We start from the raw sequence: 17,581 nt of genomic DNA, 5'->3' as shown, positions 1-17,581 counted from the left end.
TCGTACTGCCCGTTCAGGCCCGCCACGCCTCGATCGGATTGCCCAGCCAGCGGGTGTCGGCGGGGACCGATTCCCCGGCCATCACGAGAGAGGCGGGACCCAGCGTGCTACGGGCCCCGACCGCACTGCCGGGCAGGACGATTCCACCCGGGCCCAGGGTGGCGCCCTCGCGGAGGACCACAGTATCCGTCCTCAAGATCCGGTCGTGGAAGAGGTGTGTCTGCAACACGCAACCGCGGTTCACGCTGACCGCGTCACCCAGCACGACCAGGTCCGTCTCGGGGAGCCAGTAGCTCTCGCACCACACACCCCGGCCGATCCGTGCCCCGAGCGCGCGCAGCCACAGGGCCATGAGCGGCGTTCCCGGCACCGATCCGATCAGCCACGGCACGGCCAGCACCTCGACGAAGGTGTCGGCCAGTTCGTTGCGCCACACGAAGCCGGACCAGAGCGGGTGCTCGCCCGTCCGGTGCCGGCCCACCAGCAGCCACTTGGCGGCCACCGAGACCAGGCACGCGGCCGCACCGGCGGCGAGGAGGACCGCCCCGGACAGCAGGGCCGTGCCCCAGATCCCCAGCCCGGTCGCCGTGGCCAGGGCGCAGAGCGCCGCCACGGTCAGGACCGCCAGGGCGGCCGAGCAGAACACCGGCAGGAGCCGGCACAGCTCCACCAGACCGCGCGCCCACAGCAGGTGCGCGGGAGGGTCGTACGTCCTGCTCCGGTCCGAGTCGGCGGCGGACCGCGGCAGCCTGACCGGGGGCAGACCCAGGTACGAGCTGCCCTTCTTGGCCTTCTTCGGCGTCGCCGACAACACCCCGACCAGACCGTCGTCGGGCACCGTGCGGCCCGGCGCGGTCATGCCGGAGTTGCCGAGGAACGCCCGGCGGCCGATCTCCGAGTGCCCGATCCGCACCCAGCCGCCCCCCAGCTCGTAGGGCGCGGTCAGGGTGTCGTCGGCGAGGAACGCGCCGTCGCCGACGGTGGTGAGGCTCGGCAGCGCGAGCACCGTGGACACCTCCGCGCCCCGGCCGATCTTCATCCCGAGCAGCCGCAGCCAGACCGGGGTGATCAGCCCGGCGTAGAGCGGGAAGAGCGTCTCCCGCGCCATGTCCATCAGCTGCGTGACGGTCCACGCCTGCCAGGCGACCCGGCTGTGCGTCGGATGGCTTCCGGTGCGCAGCCCGAGGCTGAGCAGCCGTACCGAGACCAGCACCAGCGACGCGTACGCGAGCCCGTAGGCGAGGGCCCCGGGCACCACGGCGAGCAGCGCTCCCGGCAGTGCCTCGGCGAGCCCGGCGTCGGCGGGTACGAAGCGGCTCACCACGAGCAGGGCGGGCAGGGCCGCGAGCACGGGCAGAGCCGTGAGGAGGAAGCCGGTCGCTCCGTAGACGGCGCGCCAGCGGAACGCGCGGGCCGGTCGCTCCTTGGGCCAGTTCCGCTTGGCCTTCCCGAGCTTGCCCGCGGGCGCTCCGGCCCAGCGCTGTCCGGTCGGGATCTGTCCGGCGACGGCCGAACCGGGGGCCACCTCGGCCCGCTTGCCGACCCGCGCCCCGGGGAAGAGCAGGCTGCGGGTGCCGACCACCGCGCCCGCGCCGACCTTGACCGGGCCGATCTCCAGCCGGTCGCCGTCCAGCCAGTAGCCGGAGAGGTCCACCTCGGACTCCACGGCGCAGCCGCGGCCGAGCTTGAGCATGCCCGTGACCGGCGGCAGCGAGTGGAGGTCCACGTCGGGGCCGACCTTGGCACCGAGAGCCCGTGCGTAGCGCTCCAGCCAGGAGCCCGTGAGCGAGGTCGCGCCGACGCACTCGGCGAGACGCTCGGCCGTCCACAGCCGCAGATGGACGCTGCCGCCGCGCGGGTGGCGCCCCGCCTTCACCCCGCGCAGCAGCAGGCGGGCGCCGCCCGCCGCGATCGCGAGCCGGCCGGGAGGGCTGAAGAGCAGCGCCGCGCCGGCGGCGACGAACCACCACGAGGCCGTCGGAGCCCACGGGTAGGGCCCGAACCAGCGCAGGACGTTGCCCAGGGCAAGGAGCGCCACCGTCCAGCGGAGGCCGACCACGGTGAAGAGAGGGAGCAGCAGGACGGTCTGGACGAGCCGGGACCGGAACGGGACCGGCGCGACGGTCCGGGTGGCGCCGTCGTCCTGGGCGGACTTCTCCAGGCGCCGGGCGAGCTTGCGCAGAGTGGGCTGCTGGTAGATGTCGACGACGGCCGCGCTCGGATAGCGGGTGCGCAGCCGGGTGGTGAGCTGGGCGGCGGCGAGGCTGCTGCCGCCGATCGCGAAGAAGTCGTCGGCGGCGCTGGTGACGGCCACGCCGAGCGTCTCGCTCCACTGCTCGGCGAGCCAGGCCTCGGTGCCGTACAGCTGCTCGCTGGGGCCGGTGGTCTCCAGGTCGGGCAGGGGCCAGGGCAGCGCGTCCCGGTCCACCTTGCCCGACGTGCGGGTGGGCAGCTCGGCGACGGGCGCGAGCAGGGGTACGAGGGCGGCGGGCAGCTCGGCGCGCAGTCGCTCGACCGCCGCCGCGTGGTCCCAGCCGTCCTGGGTGACCAGATAGCCGACGAGCAGTTGGTTGCCGCTGCGCGCGGTACGGACGGCGGCGGCCGCACCGGCGACGCCCGGCAGGGCCTGGAGGGCGGAGTCGACCTCGCCCAGCTCGATACGGCGGCCGCCGAGCTTGATCTGCTCGTCGCCCCGGCCGAGGAAGACCAGACCTTCCGGTTCGGCGCGGACCAGGTCGCCGCTGCGGTAGGCGCGCTCCCAGCCGAGGGCTTCCAGCGGCGCGTACTTCTCGGCGTCCTTCTCGGGGTCGAGGTAGCGGGCGAGCCCCACGCCGCCGATCACCAGCTGGCCGCTGCCGCCCATCGGCACCGGCTCGCCGGACTCGTCGACCACGGCCAGTTCCCAGCCGTTCAGCGGGAGACCGATCCGGATCGGCTCCTCGCCCGTCATGAGGGAGGCACAGGCGACGACGGTGGCCTCGGTGGGGCCGTACGTGTTCCAGACCTCGCGGCCCTCGGTGACCAGACGCTGGGTCAGCTCGGGCGGGCAGGCCTCACCGCCGAAGATCAGCAGCCGGACCTCGTCGAGGGTCTCCGGCTCCCAGAGCGCGGCCAGGGTCGGCACGGTCGAGACGACGGTGATCTCCTGTTCCACCAGCCAGGGGCCGAGGTCGGCGCCGCTGCGGACCTGGGAGCGGGGGACGGGCACGAGGCAGGCGCCGTAGCGCCAGGCGAGCCACATCTCCTCGCAGGAGGCGTCGAACGTGACGGAGAGTCCCGCCATGACCCGGTCGCCGGGGCCGATCGGCTCCTCGACGAGGAAGAGCGCCGCCTCGGCGTCCACGAACGCGGCGGCACTGCGGTGGCTGACGGCGACGCCCTTGGGCTTGCCCGTGGAACCGGACGTGAAGATGATCCAGGCGTCGTGCTCGGGGCTGGGGCGTGCGGCGGGGGTACGGGCCCCCGCGCGGCCGGTCACGTGGCGGGCGGTGATGGCGTCGCGGGCGGTGGTGGCGTCGCGGCCGGTGGCTTCGCGCTCCGTCGCTTCGCCGGCGGCGGCGTCGATGCGCCCGCCGGCGCCGAGGACGGCGCGTACTCCGGCCTCGCCGAACACCAGCTCGGCCCGCTCGTCCGGGTCCTCTGCGTCGACCGGCACATAGGCGGCGCCCGCGGCGAGGACGGCGAGGATGGCCACGTACAGGTCGTTGGTCCCGGAGGGCACGCGGACGCCGACCCGGTCGCCGAGCCCCACTCCGGCGGCAGCCAGGGCTCGGCGCCGGCGCTCGACCTCCGTGGCCAGGGTGCGGTAGGTCAGCCGGGTGCTGCCGTCGTCGAGGGCGAGCTCGTCGGGGTAGGCCCGTACGGACGCCTCGAAGATGTCGACGAGGGTGCGCACCGGTGCGGCGGGGCCGGCGGAGAACCGGGCGGATTTGCCGGGCTCCTCCTCCCCCGCGTCCCCGTCGTGGAGCAGAGTGATCTCACCGTGCTCAGGTGTGGCTGCCATCGGACCTCGCGTCTCGTTCCCGGCAACGTCCGGGTCGTCGGCGGAGCCCGGGTCTGCCCGGGTTGTTCCGTTCCGACGCCAAACAGCCCGCCAGTCTAGTGCGTCGGCAAGGATTTACCGGCCGACGCCTTGCGCGTGGCCGGTACCGGGCGGTATTGGAGCGGCTTCCGAAGAGCAGTCCGCGCTTTCTAACTCCAACCTGGATTGTTCCTAGAATGGCCAGGTGGAGGACATCAACGCGATCGCGATGCTGCAGGATCCGGTGCGGCGCCGACTGTACGAGTACGTGGCGGGCCAGGGGCGCGAGGTCGGCCGCAACGAGGCCGCCGAAGCGGCCGGGGTGGCGCGGACGCTCGCCGCGCACCATCTGGACAAGTTGACCGAGGCCGGTCTCCTGGAGAGTGGGAGCCGCCGTCTGACGGGCCGCTCGGGGCCGGGGGCGGGCCGCCCCGCCAAGGTGTACACGCGGGCGGCGGCCGAGCGGTCGGTGTCGCTGCCCGCCCGCGACTACCGCACCGCCGCCGAGCTGCTCGCCGAGGCGGCCGAGGAGGCCGGGCTCGACGCCGGGCTCTGCGCGGCCGCCCGCCGCCGGGGCGAGGCCCTGCGCGGCTCGGCGGCGCCCTGCGGCGGCCTCGAAGACGCGATGGCGGTGCTGGCCGCCCGCGGCTACGAACCGCACATGGAAGGCGGTGCGGGTGCGATCGGGGAGGCCGGTGCCGAGGGTGCGACCGGGGAGGCCGGTGCCGCAGCCGCAGCCGTGGCCGGGGAGGCCGGGGAGGTCGCGCCTGTCGTCCGTATGCGCAACTGCCCCTTCCATGCCGTCGCCGAACGCTTCCCGCCGCTCGTCTGCGGCATGAATCTCGCGCTCCTGGAGGGGCTGCTCGGTACGGACGGTCCCGTGCGCGCGCGCCTGGACGCCCGGCCGGGTGAGTGCTGCGTGGTGGTCGAGAGTTCTAAAACCAATGATGATTGACATAGAAAAGCCGACCGTGCTGGGATGAGGCCATGACCGCATCCACGCCTCCTGCCGCCCACCTCGCCCAACTCAACGTCGCCACACTCCGCCATCCCCTCGACGACCCGCGCATCGCGCCGTTCGTCGAGCTGCTCGATCCGGTCAACGCGGCCGCTGACGACGCCCCCGGCTTCGTGTGGCGGCTCGTGGAGGACGGTGCGGCCGACGCCACCGGCCTGCGCCCGGCGGGTGAGGACGTCATCGTCAACCTGACGGTGTGGGAGACCCAGGAGGCCCTGTGGGACTTCGCGTACCGCAGCGGGCACCTGGAGGTGATGCGGCGGCGCCGCGAATGGTTCGAACGGCACGTCGAGGCGCACCTGGTGCTCTGGTGGGTCCCCGCCGGGCACCTCCCCACCGTCGACGAGGCGCTGGAGCGACTGGCGGACCTGCGGGCGCACGGGCCGTCCCCGCGCGCCTTCACCTTCGCCTCCGCCTACAGCGCCGCCGAGGCCGCCCAGGACCTTCAGGTGATTCCGCCGGCGCAGGATGACCAGGTCGTTCCGCAGGCGCGGGACGAGCAGCCCGCCACGACCACGCGTCCGACTCCGGCCGGGGACGCGGCGGTGGTCTGAACGCCCGCACCGTCTCGGTGTCCTGGCTCATGGCGGCGAAGGGCGCCGACCGGCGCCGGTGGAGCGCTGTGCGTCAGTGGGGGTCGTCGTGCCGTCCGAGGGTCTCCACGGGGGTCGCGCCCGGGCGGGTCCACTGCGGTACGGGCCGGCCGGTCGGGCCCCAGGTGGCGACGCCGTCGGCGTCCGTACGCCAGTACCAGCAGATCGGCGCTCCGTGCCCACCGACCGGCGAACCGGCGTCAGGGGCCTCCGGCCAGCCCTCGGGGTTGTCCTCCCATGCCTCCCGCCGGCCGTACGGCGTCATGTCGAGCAGGCCCAGGGACCCGTTGACCGGCTCGTTGCCGCGGCCGGTCGTGGAGTACGTGAGGAACGTGCGGTCGCCGTCGCGCAGGAAACAGGTGACGTACCCCATGGCTCCGCCGACCGGCTCGTCCACGTCGCGCACCGAGTACCAGGGCTGGGTGTAGCCCATGAACGCGACGTAGGAGGCCACCTCGTCCCACGGGCCCGTCGTCAGCATCGCGAACGAGACGCCGCGCGCGTTGAGGTAGACGGCGTCCTTCATGTGCCAGGCCGTGGTGGTGCAGCCCTCGCACTGCCCCTGGTGCGGGGCGCCGTCGTACCACATGTGCTTGTACACCACGAGTTCGTCGCGGCCCTGGAACAGGTCCAGGAACGGGACCGGGCCGTCCGCCCCGACGACCTCGACCGTCCCGTCGAACTCCACCATCGGCAGCCGGCGGCGGGCCGCGGCGATGGCGTCGCCCTCGTGGGTGTGGGCCTTCTCGCGGACCAGGAGCTCGTCACGGGCGGCCTGCCACGTGGCAAGGTCGACCACGGGCGGGCGCCCGGGCGGCGCGGTGGTCCGATCGTCCGACGTGGGCGCCATGGTGTCCTCCGCGGTGTCTCGTGCCGGGCGGTGCCGTACGACGCTGGGCGATGCCTCGTGGCCGACAGCGTCCTGCGACGTCCTACGACACCATTAGACGCGCGACCCGGCCGAAACTCATCGCGGTGGAGCCCTCGGCCGCAGCCGCTGCGGCGCATGCCGTCGAGGGTGGGCCCGGCAAGCGGTCGTCGTCACGAAGCGGCCACTCCGTTCGCGAAGGCGTCCGGTTCGCCAATTCCCCCTCCCGGCCCGGCAGTCGGCGACGTACGCGCGGGAAGGGCTTCCCCCGCCACGGCCCGGCAGCCGTCCGGAGGCACCCCGAGGCGATCGGCTCCGGCTGGACGACCGTCAGATGCCGTTCCGGCGCGGGTAGACACAGGTGCGCGCGGACGGCGGGCAGGGCGCTCGACGGGCGAGGGGCGGTGTCCGGTGGAAGGCTGAGGGGCGTAACGGAACTGCGAAAGGTCCCTGCCATGATCACCACCGATTTCGTACCCGGCTCCCCTTGTTGGCTCGACCTCGGCGCCCCCGACGTCCCGGCCGCCGCGGCCTTCTACAGCGCCGTGCTCGGATGGGAGTACGAGTCCATGGGTGAAGGGGAGGACATGGAAGGGGGGATGTTCCGCAAGGACGGAAAGATCGTCGGCGGGCTCGGCAAACTCACCGAGGAGGGCGCGCGCTCGGCCTGGATGATCTACTACTCCGTCGCCGACGCGGACGACACGCGTCAGGCGGTCGAGCGGGCGGGCGGAACGGTCCGGGTCGCACCGATGGACCTGGAGGAGTGGGGCCGGATGGCGCAGTTCAGCGACCCGCACGGAGGACAGTTCGCCGTCTGGCAGCCGGGCACGAACAAGGGCGTCGAGCTGGTGGACGAGCCGGGATCACTGTCCTGGACCGAGCTGTACACGACCGACGCCGCTGCCGCGAAGGAGTTCTACGGGGGTGTCTTCGGCTGGCAGTACAGCGACATGGAGATGCCCGGCGGCGGAGGCACGTACACGCTCATCACCCCGGCCGGACTCCCGGAGGAGCGCATGCAGGGCGGCCTCATGGGGATGTCCGCGAAGGACCTCGTCCTCACGAACGGACGGCCGTACTGGCACCCCGTCTTCGCCGTCGCCGACTGCGACGCCACGGTCGCCAAGGTCGTCGAGAACGGCGGCAACGTGCAGATGGGACCGGACGACGCGGAAGGCGTCGGCCGGCTCGCCGTCTGTGTCGACCCGTCGAACGCCGATTTCGTGGTCCTGGCCCCCGAGTCGAGCTGAACTCAGGCAAACAGCCGGCAAGCCAGTCAGTCAGTCAGTCAGCCAGTCAGGCTGCCAGGCAGTCGGGCTGCCAGTCGGTCAATCGGTCGTGACGGGCGGCGGGAACTCCTGTTCCGCCCATATGGTCTTGCCGCTACGGCTGTAGCGGCTGCCCCAGCGAGTGGCGAGCTGGGCCACCAGATAGAGACCGCGGCCGCCCTCGTCGGTCAGCCGCGCCCGGCGCATCCGCGGGTGGGTGGCGCTGGGGTCGGAGACCTCGCAGATCAGCCGGCCCGCGCGGATGAGCCGTACCTCGATCGGCCCTCCGGCGTACCGGATGGCGTTGGTGACCAGCTCGCTCAGCACCAACTCGGTGGTGAAGACGAGCTCTTCGAGCCCCCATGCCTGCAACTGCGCCGTGGCGGCCTCCCGTACGGTGCCGACCGCCGCCGGATCGGCCTCGATCGGCCAGGAGACCGCGTCCTCGGCGGGTACGGCTCGGGTACGGGCGAGCAGCAGGGTGACGTCGTCCCCCAGGCCGTCCCCGAGGCCGAGGGCGTGGCGCCGGGTCTGGTCCTGCCCCTGGTCCTGCCCGCCGCCGTTGCGGCCCGTGACGATCTCGCGGCCGAGTTCGCGCAACGGCCGGGCGAGGGCCCCGGGTCGGGACAGCCGGGCGGCGAGGTCGGCCATGCCCGCGTCCAGGTCGCCGTCCCGCCCCTCGAGCAGTCCGTCGCTGTACAGCGCGAGGACGCTTCCGGGGGCGAGGACGACCTCCGTCGTCTCGAAGGGCAGCCCGCCGACACCCAGCGGGGGGCCGGGATCGACGGGAAGGTACGACACATGGCCCTCCAGGTCCGCCACGGCGGGCGGTGGATGGCCGGCGGACGCCACCGCGCACCGCAGTGAGACCGGGTCGTAGATCGCGAACACACAGGTCGCACCGGTGGGGGAGGAGGGGTGGCCGACGTGCCAGCCGTCGTCGCGGTCGTCGTCGCCGTCCGTGCCCCCGCCGCTGTCGCCGTCCTCGCCGTCGTCCGCCCCGGGCTCCCTGTCCGTCTCCTCGGGCTCGGCGAGCAGTTGGGTGACGAGATCGTCGAGGTGTGCGAGCAACTCGTCGGGTTCGAGGTCGAGATCCGCGAGGGTGCGGACGGCCGTGCGCAGCCTGCCCATGGTGGCCGTCGCCGCGAGGCCGTGCCCCACGACATCGCCCACGACCAGGGCGACCCGCGCGGACGACAGAGGGATCACGTCGAACCAGTCTCCGCCGACTCCGGTCGTGGTGTCGGCCGGGAGGTAGACGCCCGACGTGGACGCCGCGGCCGTCTCGCTCTGCGTGGGCGGCAGCATGCTGCGCTGGAGGCCGACCGCCGCGCGGCGCTCGCGGGTGAAGCGGCGGGCGTTGTCGAGCGCGAGGGCCGCGCGGTCGGCGATCTCGCGCAGCAGGTCCCGGTCGGCGTCCTCGTACGCGCCGCGGTCCGGGTGCCGGCCCAAGGACACCCGGCCGAGCACCATCCCCCGGGCACGCAGCGGGACCGTCATGCTCATCGGATATCCGCCGATGCCGTCGGCACCCGCGCCGGTGCGGGCGGCAGATGACGGATCCGTACGCGAGCCGGAGCCGGAGCCGGAGCCGGAGCCCGAGCCGGAGCCCGAGCCCGAGCCCGCGGCCGTGACCGGACCCGGGTCGCCGCCGCCACCGGCGCTCTGGTCGACGGTGACCAGCCCGGCCTCCGCGTGTGTGGCGTCGGCGCCGGCCGCGGGCTGCCCCGCCACCGCCGTGCGGCGGAGCAGCAGCCGCCCCTCGGGGTCGGGCACAGGCTCTTCGCCCAGCATCACCGCGTCCGCGATCTCCACGACGGCGTGATCGCCGAGGCCCGGTACCAGCGCGTCGGCCAACTCCCTGCCCGTCTCCCTGACCGACAGAGAACCGCCGACGCCGGCCGTGGCGCGGTGCAGCAGCGCCAGGCGTTCGCCTGACCGCCGCAGCTCGGTGACGTCGGTGAAGAGGGCCGTGAGGCCCAGGACCTGCCCGTCGGGCGCCTGCAACCGGAACGCCGAGATCGAGATGATCACCCCTCCGGCGGGGTCCTCGATGGTGCGCAGGACCTCCTCCGACCCGATCGAGGGCCGGCCCGTACGCAGAACCTCGCGCAGCTTCGTCTCGATCGACGCCGCGTCTCCGGGCCAGAGGAACTCGCTCAGCCGCCGGCCCCGCAGGTCGGTCGGCACGCCGGTGTACGGAAGGAGGTGGGTGTTCGTCCGCAGGAGCCGCAGCTCCGCGTCGAAGACGGCGAGCCCCACGCGGTTCTGGAGGAACAGTTCCCTGACGAACGCCCGGTCCTGATGCCAGCGGGCGGCCAGCGCCGCGGGGGCGGCGAGGACGAGAAACCCCTCGCCCGTCGCCACGCCACCCTCACCCGTCACCACGCCCTCGCCCGGTGCCACGGCCTCACCCGTGACCACGCCCTCGCCTGCCACCACGCCCTCGCCCGGCGCCACGGCCCCGCCCGCCTCCGCCGTACCGCCGTGTCTGCCGCTGTCGTCGGCGAGGCCGAAGGCCTGGAAGACGACGGGCAGGTCCTCGCCTCCGCCCGTGCGCAGCACCGTCTCTCCGCCTGCCTCTCCCCGCGCGTACGCCTCCACCAGCGCCGACCAGACCGTGGGGTCCGCGAGGAGGGCGTACACCGGCCGGCCGACGACGTCGGCGGGGGACCGGCCGAGCAGCGCCCCGGCCTCCGGCGACCAGCCGGTGATCCGCCCCCGGCCGTCCAGCAGCGCACCGGCCGTGCCCTCGGGGAAGGGCAGGAGGCTGTCACCCGGGAAGGGAGTGTCGTTCACGGGGCCTCCTCCTCTCGGCCGTGCTCGCTGTCGTCCGACGGGTGGGCCCGGGCGATCAGCAGCGCGACGTCGTCGTGGTCGTCGGGGCCTCGCAGCGCGCCCAGGAGCAGGTCACAGGTTTCCTCCAGCGGGAGGGACGCCTGGCCGAGCAGGTCGGTGAGGGCCGTGAGCCGGACATCGATGTCCTGGTCTCGGGTCTCCACCAGGCCGTCCGTGTACAGCACCAGTTCGTCGCCCGCCGCGAACTCGATCTCCTCCGTCTCGAAGGGAACCCCGCCGACGCCGAGAGGCGCACCCGTGGAGAGGTCGAGCAGCCGGGGCGGGAGGCCCATGGGGACGTGCACGGGCGGCGGATGGCCGGCGTTGGAGAGGCGGCACGTTCCCCGCTCGGGGTCGTACACGGCGTACAGGCAGGTGGCCATTTCGTCCAGGTCGACGACCGTCCGGTCCAGCTGGGTCAGGACCACGGAAGGCGACAGGCCGAGCCCGGCGAGGGTGCGCGCCGCCGTCCGTACCTGCCCCATCGTCGCGGCGGCCTTGATGCCGCTGCCCATCACATCACCCACCACCAGGGCCGTCTTGCCGTCCGGGAGCGGAATCGCGTCGAACCAGTCGCCGCCGACCTCGACCGCCTCGGAGGCCGGCTGGTAGCGGTAGGAGACGTCGAGCCCGTTCAGCCGTGCAGGGCCATGCGGCAGCAGATGGCGCTGGAGCGCCAGGGCGGCCTGGCTCTGGTGCCGGTACCAGCGGGCGTTGTCGATGGCCACGGCCGCGCGGGCCGCCAGCTCCCCGGCCAGCAGGACGTCGTCCTGGTCGAACGGCACGGAGTTGCGCGCCCGCTTGAGGTCGAGCACGCCGAGGACGACGCCCCGGGCGCGCAGGGGGACGGCGAGGTACGAGTGGACGCCCGCCCGCCGGAGCAGCGCCGCGGCGGGGCCGGCGCGGGCAATCCGGTGCAGGTCACTGTCCGTGACATGCTCGACGAGGACCGGGCGGCCGGTACGGGCGCACTGGGTGACCAGCCGCTCGATGCCGTAGCGGGCCGGCTGGCCGACCGGGTCGGCGGCCTCCTCCGCCGGGGTGGGATACGCGGCCTTGACCGCCAGGGCGCGGAACACGGCAGGGCCCGAGGCCCGTGTCCCGCCCGGGTGCGGGCCGGTCAGGATGTCCTCAAGGACGTCGACGGCGGCGATGTCGGCGAACTCCGGAACCACCAGATCCGCCAGCTCGTGCGCGGTGAGGTCGAGGTCGAGCGTGGTGCCCACGCGTTCGGACGCGTCCGCGATCACCGCGAGGCGCCGCCTTGCGCGTGCGGCCGCCCGGGCGGCGTGGTGCTGGTCGGTGATGTCCACGACCGAGACGGCGACCCCGACGACACGCTGCGCCGAGGTTTCCAGGCGATACAGCGACAACGACCACACCTGTTCCCGGCCGCCGGACCGGTCGGGGCCCCGCACGCTCCTGGAGAGGACCGGAACGCCCGTCTCCAGCACGTCGCGGAGCGCCGCCTCCAGAGCGTCGCCGTCCGGCGACGTCACGGCCTGGCGGAACGTCCGGCCCAGATGGCCGGCGGCGGTCCGGCCGTCGATCTGTTCGAGAGCCGGGTTGACCAGGACGAACCGGAGGTCGGAGTCCAGTACGGCCAGGCCGATCGGGGAGTGGGCGACCAGCCGGGAGGACAGGGCGAGGTCCTGTTCCACGCGCCTCGAGGTGCCGGCGTCGGTGGCGAGCCCGAGCGCGTAGTGATGCCCCTGGTCGTCCTGGAGCCGGGTGTTGCGGAACTCCACCGGGATCGTACGGCCGTCCTTGTGGCGTACCGAGAAGATGCCGGACCAGGGGGCGCCGGCCCAGGGCCCGCCCGCGGACATCACCCGCTCGAACAGGGACAGCGCCTGGTCGCGGTGGCGCTCCTCGACCAGCAGCCGGGCGGCCGGCCGGCCAAGCGCCTCGGCCGCCGGATATCCGAAGATCGCTTCCGCCTGCGGACTCCACAGGACGATCCGCCCGCTCGCGTCCACGACGACGGCGGCCACCCCGAGCACATCGAGAAGCCCGCCGGGCTCCACGGCGAACTCACCGTTCGCCGGGTCCTGGCCGGCAGGGGGAAGCGCCGCCTCACTCATCCAGACCGCATCCCTCCTCCACCCCGCGACCACCACGCCACCGCTGCCCCTTTCACGGCGCGGACGCACGGGTCTCCTCCATCATCCGTCAGACGGCGCCCCTCGGCTTCACGGCCGGTGTCCGCCGTGCGGTACGGCGGTGAGCGATGGGCCGCCTCGTGATGGACCGGCCCTCGGCCTCCGAGCATGTCGAAACGGAGACGGGGTCTCCCGAAACCGTCGCCGCCTCGTCCGGCGGGCCGGCGCGTCCGCGGCCTCGATGATCTTCGTGAAAGGCTGAGGAGATCGTCGCAGCAGCGCAGAACGTCGTCGTCAGAGAGGCGAACTCCCATGAACCTGCCCGCATCAGGCCGCCGCGTCCTTGTCAGCGGAGCGTCGCGGGGCCTGGGCCGCGCCGTGGCGCAGGCGTTCGCCGCCAACGGGGACCGCGTCGCCGTCCACTTCGGTTCCCGTGCCGAGGAGGCCCGCGAGACGCTCGACTCCCTCTCCGGCACCGGGCATGTCCTGATCGGCTGGGACCTGACGGATCCGGCGGGGGCCGCCGCCGTGGTGGACACGGCCGTGGAGGCGCTCGGGGGGATCGACGTGCTGGTGAACAACGCGGCGGTGAACATCCGGCACCCGCTTGCGGAGACCTCGTACGAGGAATGGGTCGCCGTCTGGCAGCGGCATGTGTCCGTGAACCTGCTCGCCACGGCGAATCTGAGCCATCTCGCGGCACGGCGGATGATCGACCAGGGCGAGGGCGGGCGGATCGTCAACATCGGTTCCCGGGGCGCCTTCCGCGGCGAGCCGGACCACCCGGCCTACGGCGCGACCAAGGCCGCCGTCCACGCGCTCGGCCAGTCCCTGGCGGTCTCCCTCGCCCCGCACGGCATCGGCGTCGCCTCGGTCGCACCCGGCTTCTTCGCCACGGAGCGGGTCGCGCCCCGCTTGGAGGGTCCCGAGGGCGCGGCGATCCGTGCCCAGAGTCCCTTCGACCGTGTGGCCGCGCCCGACGAGATCGCGGCGGCCGTGCTGTGGCTCGCCTCCCCCGAGGCCGAATGGTCGTCGGGCACGATCCTGGACCTCAACGGCGCGTCGTATCTGCGGAGTTGAATCAGGCTGACGGGGGGCGGCGACCAGGGCCCAGGCGGTCGGCCTGGACAACATCCCGCCCCGTCCATACCCTCTCCCCACCTATTCAATTAGTTGAGTACTGCGAGGGTCCATGCACGCGTTCCGCAAGGCAGTCGAGAACCGGGACGAGAGCGCCATCGTGGCGCTGCTCGCCGACGACGTCGTCTTCACCAGTCCCGTGGCCTTCAAGCCGTACGAGGGCAAGGCGATCACCGCCGCGATCCTGCGTGCCGTGATGCGTGTCTTCGAGGATTTCGAGTACGTCCGTGAGATCGCCGACCCCGCCGGCCGCGACCACGCCCTCGTCTTCACCGCGACCGTGAACGGCCGTCGGATCCAGGGATGCGACTTCCTGCACGTCGACGAGGAAGGGCGGATCGACGACTTCACGGTCATGGTCCGGCCGTTGTCGGCCGCGCAGGCGCTCGCCGAGGCGATGGGTGCGCAGTTCGACCGCATCGCGCAGGAGGCGGCGGGGGAGTGAGGGGCCTCACCAGGCAGGGCCCATGGCGAGGAGACGGTCCCGGACCAGGGTGACGTGGGGGTTGGCGGAGGTGCCGGGGCGCTGGACCAGGTAGCCCGTGTTGATCGGCGGGTCGTCGGTCTCGTGGAGGGCGACGAGGGTCCCGGCCGCGAGTTCGTCCTGGCAGAGGTAGCGCGGGAGGACCGTGAAGCCGGCCCCCGCGACGACGGCCGCGAGGACGCCGCGCAGGTCCGGCACCGTGACGGCGGCTCGCCGGTTGAGACGCTGCTCGAAGACGTGACGCCAGTAGCGGCGGACGATCGGGAGATCCTCGGCGTAGGTGACCAGGGGGACGGAGTGCAGGGCTCCCGGTCCCTCGGCTGCGACCCGTCCGCCGAGACGGTCTGCCCAGACCGGGGCGGCGACCAGGACGAACTCCTCGTCGGTCAGCGGTACGGCGGTCAGGGTCCGGCCGCGTGGACGCGAGGTGGCGATGACCAGGTCATGACGGCCGGCCCTCAGCTCGTCGAGCAGAGGGTCCGTCAGGCCGGTGGTGAGGCGGAGCTGCACCCCGTCCCGGACGAGCGGGGCGAGCGCGGGCAGAACCCGTACACAGAGGAGCTCCGCCGGGCCCGCCAGGTGGACCGGCGCGGGGGCCGACCCCGCCGCCGGGTCGTGTCCGGTCGCCGCCAGCAGGGCGTCGAGCGGGCCCGCGATCCTCGCCGCCAGATCCTGGGCGTACGGCGTGGGGGCGACGCCGCGCGGCAGGCGGGCGAACAGCTCCCGCCCCGACTGCCGCTCCAGCGCCTTCACCTGGGTGGTCACCGTGGGCTGCGAGATGCCGAGCAGCTGGGCGGCGGAGGTGAAGGAGCCGGAGCGGTACACGGCGAGGAAGGTACGTACGAGATTCAGATCCAGAGCCGCCGCGCCCTGTTGCCCCTCGACGCGCCCCGGCCCCCTCTCATGGCCGCCATGGGGATCCCTATGCTTCATAGGCTTGAAGCATAGCTTCTGCTATGGCTATGGCTATGGAGTCGTGGCGACCGTCGTGGCCGTGGCCGTGGCCGTGGTCGCCCTGCCGCGCCTCAGGCCAGCTTCTTCAGCAGCTCGTCGGCGAGCGGGGCCGCGGAGGCCGGGTTCTGGCCGGTGACCAGGTTGCGGTCGACGACGACGAACGGCGCCCACGGCTCGCCGGACCGGAACTCGACGCCCGCCTCGACCAGACGGCTCTCCAGGAGCCACTTGGCCTTGTCGGCGAAACCGGCCTGCGTCTCCTCGGCGTTGGTGAACGCGGTGATCTCGTACCCCGCGAAGGCGTTCGTGCCGTCGGCCTTCGTGGCCGCCAGCATCGAGGCGGGGCCGTGGCACACGACGGCGAGCGGCTTGCCCGATTCGAGTACGTCGACGAGGATCCGGCCGGAGGTCCGGTCCACGGAGAGGTCCTCCATCGGGCCGTGGCCGCCGGGGTAGAAGACGGCCGCGAAGTCGTCCGGATTCACGTCCTCCAGGCTGATCGGGTGCTGGAGCTCGTCGATGGAGGCGAGCGCGGCAGCGACCTTGTCGGCACCCTCCTGACCACCGTTGAACTCGGGCGCGAGGCTCCCCTTGTCCACGGTCGGCACGACGCCACCGGGCGTGGCGACGACGACCTCGTGGCCGGCGGCCTTGAACGCCTCGTACGGGGCGACGGCCTCCTCGGCCCAGAAGCCGCTGGGGTGCTCGGTGCCGTCGGCGAGCGTCCAGTGGTCGGCGCCGGTCAGCACAAAAAGGATCTTGGACATGAGGGTCACTCCGAGGATTCAGATCGTCAGTGCGGTGATGTCCTCGAAGCTATGCCCGCCGTCGCTAGCTTTCCAATGCGGAATCCGATGTCTGACATCGGAACTCCGATGGGTCGGAGGGAATACCCCGGCGACGTCGCGATATGAGCTCTGACCTGCGGTGCTGCTCGCGAGGGCGGTGGCGGGGACGTTGACGCCCCGGCGCCTGTCGTCCGTCGCGCGCGGGAAGGCGGTGCCCTGCGGTACCCCGATGCCGTACGGCCGGCCGGGTGACGTCGACGTCGCCCCCGGCGGCGGAGCGGGACGTCCTGGCGGACCCCTGGCCTCCCTCGCCGCCGGTCGGACCCGGTTACCCTCCGCCCGCCCGCTCCAGGGTCAGACCCAGTTGACCTCTGCCCGCTCCAGGAGCGGATCGTCGACGAGTTCCCACAGCGGTACGGCCTCGTTGCCGGACCGGTAGTGGCCTCCGAAGTTCAGGCCGAGGACGCGGTGGTCCGAGAGGTCGAAGACCGGCGAGCCGCCGCTGTCGCCGAGCGTGGAGCAGTCGTGCCTCATCACCAGGCGGTCCGGAGTGAACTCCGTCGCCCTGCCCGGCTGGAGGCGTTTCGCGTCGTACACGTCCATGAAGATCCGGCGCATCGACTCCGGCTCGTCGCGGCGCCCGTCCCAGGCGGGGTGGCCGATCATGTACACCGGCCGGCCGGACAGGTCCGCGGGTGCGTCGGCGGCCACCGCGAGCGGGGTGGGCAGCACGCCGCCGTCGGGCGGGCCGACCCGCAGCAGCGCCAGGTCGACGTCCGGATGGATGCCGATCACCTCGGTGACCTCGTACCCCACGCCCAGGTCCACGCGGGCCGACATGCCCTCCCGGAAGGACCATCCCGCGTCCCCCGCCTCACTGAACTCCCCGGCCACCCGGCGCGTGGTCATCACCGTCCGCGGACCCACGAGGAAGGCCGTACCGACCCGGTCGAGACTCGGATGGCCGGTCACCTCCAGGCGGCCCACCCGCGCGATCGACGCGCGGACGGCGGCCCGGTCGTCCTCCAGGACGGACCAGTCACCGTCCTGCGCGGCGAAGTCCTGGTCCTGCACGGGGATCGCTGGCCTGCCTTCCAGGAGGACGATCGCGTCCACGCCGAAGTGCTCGTCCTCGTCGATCTCGTCCGCGCGGTCCGCGGCCAGTTTCTCCAGTCCGGAGACCCCCGCCTCCAGGACCCGCGCCCGTTCCTCCTGCGCGAAGCGGGAGATCTGGCCGGCCGGTGTCCCGTCCCCGGGCAGCTCCGTCACCGAACCGGAGATCTCCTCCTCCAGATGCCGGCGCACCCGCGCGGCGACGCGGCGCAGGTCGTCGAAGACCCGCGCGGGATCGGTCGCGACGGGTGATCCGTACAGCGTCCTCATGTCCCGCCACCTCCGCCTCACCGCGCTCCATCCGTCCGGCCCTGAGCGCGTCGAGCCCTGTCATGGTTTCACCGCGCCGGAGGAGGAGCAAACGGGTGAAACGGTACGACCGGGCCCGCTC

Annotated in this window: 12 protein-coding genes; 5 read left to right on the top strand and 7 right to left on the bottom strand. The window is 73.1% G+C overall.

Annotated elements, in window-relative coordinates:
• Positions 1-13 precede the first annotated feature (13 nt).
• Positions 14-4,003: a Pls/PosA family non-ribosomal peptide synthetase gene (locus tag ACFY8U_RS03340; protein ID WP_389564979.1), complete on the bottom strand. Its 3,990-nt coding sequence runs from the start codon at positions 4,001-4,003 to the stop codon at positions 14-16.
• A gap of 223 nt (positions 4,004-4,226) precedes the next feature.
• Here ACFY8U_RS03340 and ACFY8U_RS03335 point away from each other — a divergent pair, with 223 nt between their 5' ends.
• Positions 4,227-4,976 carry a helix-turn-helix transcriptional regulator gene (locus ACFY8U_RS03335; protein ID WP_389564976.1) on the top strand — a complete coding sequence of 250 codons (750 nt, stop codon included), beginning with the start codon at positions 4,227-4,229 and terminating at the stop codon, positions 4,974-4,976.
• 32 nt (positions 4,977-5,008) lie between these two features.
• Entirely contained in the window at positions 5,009-5,593 is a 585-nt protein-coding gene (locus ACFY8U_RS03330; RefSeq protein ID WP_389564973.1) for a DUF3291 domain-containing protein, read from the top strand.
• A 73-nt stretch (positions 5,594-5,666) separates the two neighbouring features.
• Here ACFY8U_RS03330 and ACFY8U_RS03325 read toward each other — a convergent pair whose 3' ends face one another.
• Complete coding sequence (locus tag ACFY8U_RS03325; RefSeq protein WP_389564970.1) at positions 5,667-6,482, bottom strand: DUF899 domain-containing protein; 816 nt, start codon at positions 6,480-6,482, stop codon at positions 5,667-5,669.
• A gap of 473 nt (positions 6,483-6,955) precedes the next feature.
• Here ACFY8U_RS03325 and ACFY8U_RS03320 point away from each other — a divergent pair, with 473 nt between their 5' ends.
• Positions 6,956-7,753: a VOC family protein gene (locus ACFY8U_RS03320; protein ID WP_389564967.1), complete on the top strand. Its 798-nt coding sequence runs from the start codon at positions 6,956-6,958 to the stop codon at positions 7,751-7,753.
• 78 nt (positions 7,754-7,831) lie between these two features.
• Here ACFY8U_RS03320 and ACFY8U_RS03315 read toward each other — a convergent pair whose 3' ends face one another.
• Together ACFY8U_RS03315 and ACFY8U_RS03310 are read right to left on the bottom strand one after the other, a co-directional pair.
• Positions 7,832-10,570 carry a SpoIIE family protein phosphatase gene (locus tag ACFY8U_RS03315; protein ID WP_389564964.1) on the bottom strand — a complete coding sequence of 913 codons (2,739 nt, stop codon included), beginning with the start codon at positions 10,568-10,570 and terminating at the stop codon, positions 7,832-7,834.
• Entirely contained in the window at positions 10,567-12,693 is a 2,127-nt protein-coding gene (locus ACFY8U_RS03310; RefSeq protein ID WP_389564961.1) for a SpoIIE family protein phosphatase, read from the bottom strand. The genes ACFY8U_RS03315 and ACFY8U_RS03310 overlap by 4 nt, the downstream gene beginning before the upstream one ends.
• 330 nt (positions 12,694-13,023) lie before the next feature.
• Here ACFY8U_RS03310 and ACFY8U_RS03305 point away from each other — a divergent pair, with 330 nt between their 5' ends.
• Together ACFY8U_RS03305 and ACFY8U_RS03300 are read left to right on the top strand one after the other, a co-directional pair.
• Positions 13,024-13,791: an SDR family NAD(P)-dependent oxidoreductase gene (locus ACFY8U_RS03305; protein WP_389564958.1), complete on the top strand. Its 768-nt coding sequence runs from the start codon at positions 13,024-13,026 to the stop codon at positions 13,789-13,791.
• A gap of 112 nt (positions 13,792-13,903) precedes the next feature.
• On the top strand, positions 13,904-14,296 hold the full coding sequence (locus ACFY8U_RS03300) for a nuclear transport factor 2 family protein (RefSeq protein ID WP_389564955.1): 393 nt from the start codon (positions 13,904-13,906) through the stop codon (positions 14,294-14,296).
• Between the two features lie 6 nt (positions 14,297-14,302).
• Here ACFY8U_RS03300 and ACFY8U_RS03295 read toward each other — a convergent pair whose 3' ends face one another.
• The 3 genes from ACFY8U_RS03295 to ACFY8U_RS03285 form a co-directional block, all read right to left on the bottom strand.
• Positions 14,303-15,268, bottom strand: a complete 966-nt coding sequence (locus ACFY8U_RS03295) for a LysR family transcriptional regulator (RefSeq protein ID WP_389564952.1) — start codon at positions 15,266-15,268, stop codon at positions 14,303-14,305.
• A gap of 92 nt (positions 15,269-15,360) precedes the next feature.
• Positions 15,361-16,056: a type 1 glutamine amidotransferase domain-containing protein gene (locus ACFY8U_RS03290; RefSeq protein ID WP_389564949.1), complete on the bottom strand. Its 696-nt coding sequence runs from the start codon at positions 16,054-16,056 to the stop codon at positions 15,361-15,363.
• Between the two features lie 375 nt (positions 16,057-16,431).
• Positions 16,432-17,460, bottom strand: a complete 1,029-nt coding sequence (locus ACFY8U_RS03285; RefSeq protein WP_389564946.1) for a trypsin-like serine peptidase — start codon at positions 17,458-17,460, stop codon at positions 16,432-16,434.
• Between the last annotated feature and the right edge of the window lie 121 nt (positions 17,461-17,581).

It is taken from the genome of Streptomyces sp. NPDC012508 (assembly GCF_042902595.1).
GTDB lineage: Bacteria > Actinomycetota > Actinomycetes > Streptomycetales > Streptomycetaceae > Streptomyces.
Note: the sequence above shows the minus strand (reverse complement) of the source record. Positions and strands in the feature narration are given on the sequence as shown.

What these genes read in the sequence shown, in the direction of transcription:
- ACFY8U_RS03340 (WP_389564979.1), bottom strand. Translation starts at nt 4,003, where the DNA reads ATGGCAGCCACACCTGAGCACGGTGAGATCACTCTGCTCCACGACGGG.
- ACFY8U_RS03330 (WP_389564973.1), top strand. Translation starts at nt 5,009, where the DNA reads ATGACCGCATCCACGCCTCCTGCCGCCCACCTCGCCCAACTCAACGTC.
- ACFY8U_RS03325 (WP_389564970.1), bottom strand. Translation starts at nt 6,482, where the DNA reads ATGGCGCCCACGTCGGACGATCGGACCACCGCGCCGCCCGGGCGCCCG.
- ACFY8U_RS03320 (WP_389564967.1), top strand. Translation starts at nt 6,956, where the DNA reads ATGATCACCACCGATTTCGTACCCGGCTCCCCTTGTTGGCTCGACCTC.
- ACFY8U_RS03310 (WP_389564961.1), bottom strand. Translation starts at nt 12,693, where the DNA reads ATGAGTGAGGCGGCGCTTCCCCCTGCCGGCCAGGACCCGGCGAACGGT.
- ACFY8U_RS03305 (WP_389564958.1), top strand. Translation starts at nt 13,024, where the DNA reads ATGAACCTGCCCGCATCAGGCCGCCGCGTCCTTGTCAGCGGAGCGTCG.
- ACFY8U_RS03300 (WP_389564955.1), top strand. Translation starts at nt 13,904, where the DNA reads ATGCACGCGTTCCGCAAGGCAGTCGAGAACCGGGACGAGAGCGCCATC.
- ACFY8U_RS03295 (WP_389564952.1), bottom strand. Translation starts at nt 15,268, where the DNA reads ATGAAGCATAGGGATCCCCATGGCGGCCATGAGAGGGGGCCGGGGCGC.
- ACFY8U_RS03290 (WP_389564949.1), bottom strand. Translation starts at nt 16,056, where the DNA reads ATGTCCAAGATCCTTTTTGTGCTGACCGGCGCCGACCACTGGACGCTC.
- ACFY8U_RS03285 (WP_389564946.1), bottom strand. Translation starts at nt 17,460, where the DNA reads ATGAGGACGCTGTACGGATCACCCGTCGCGACCGATCCCGCGCGGGTC.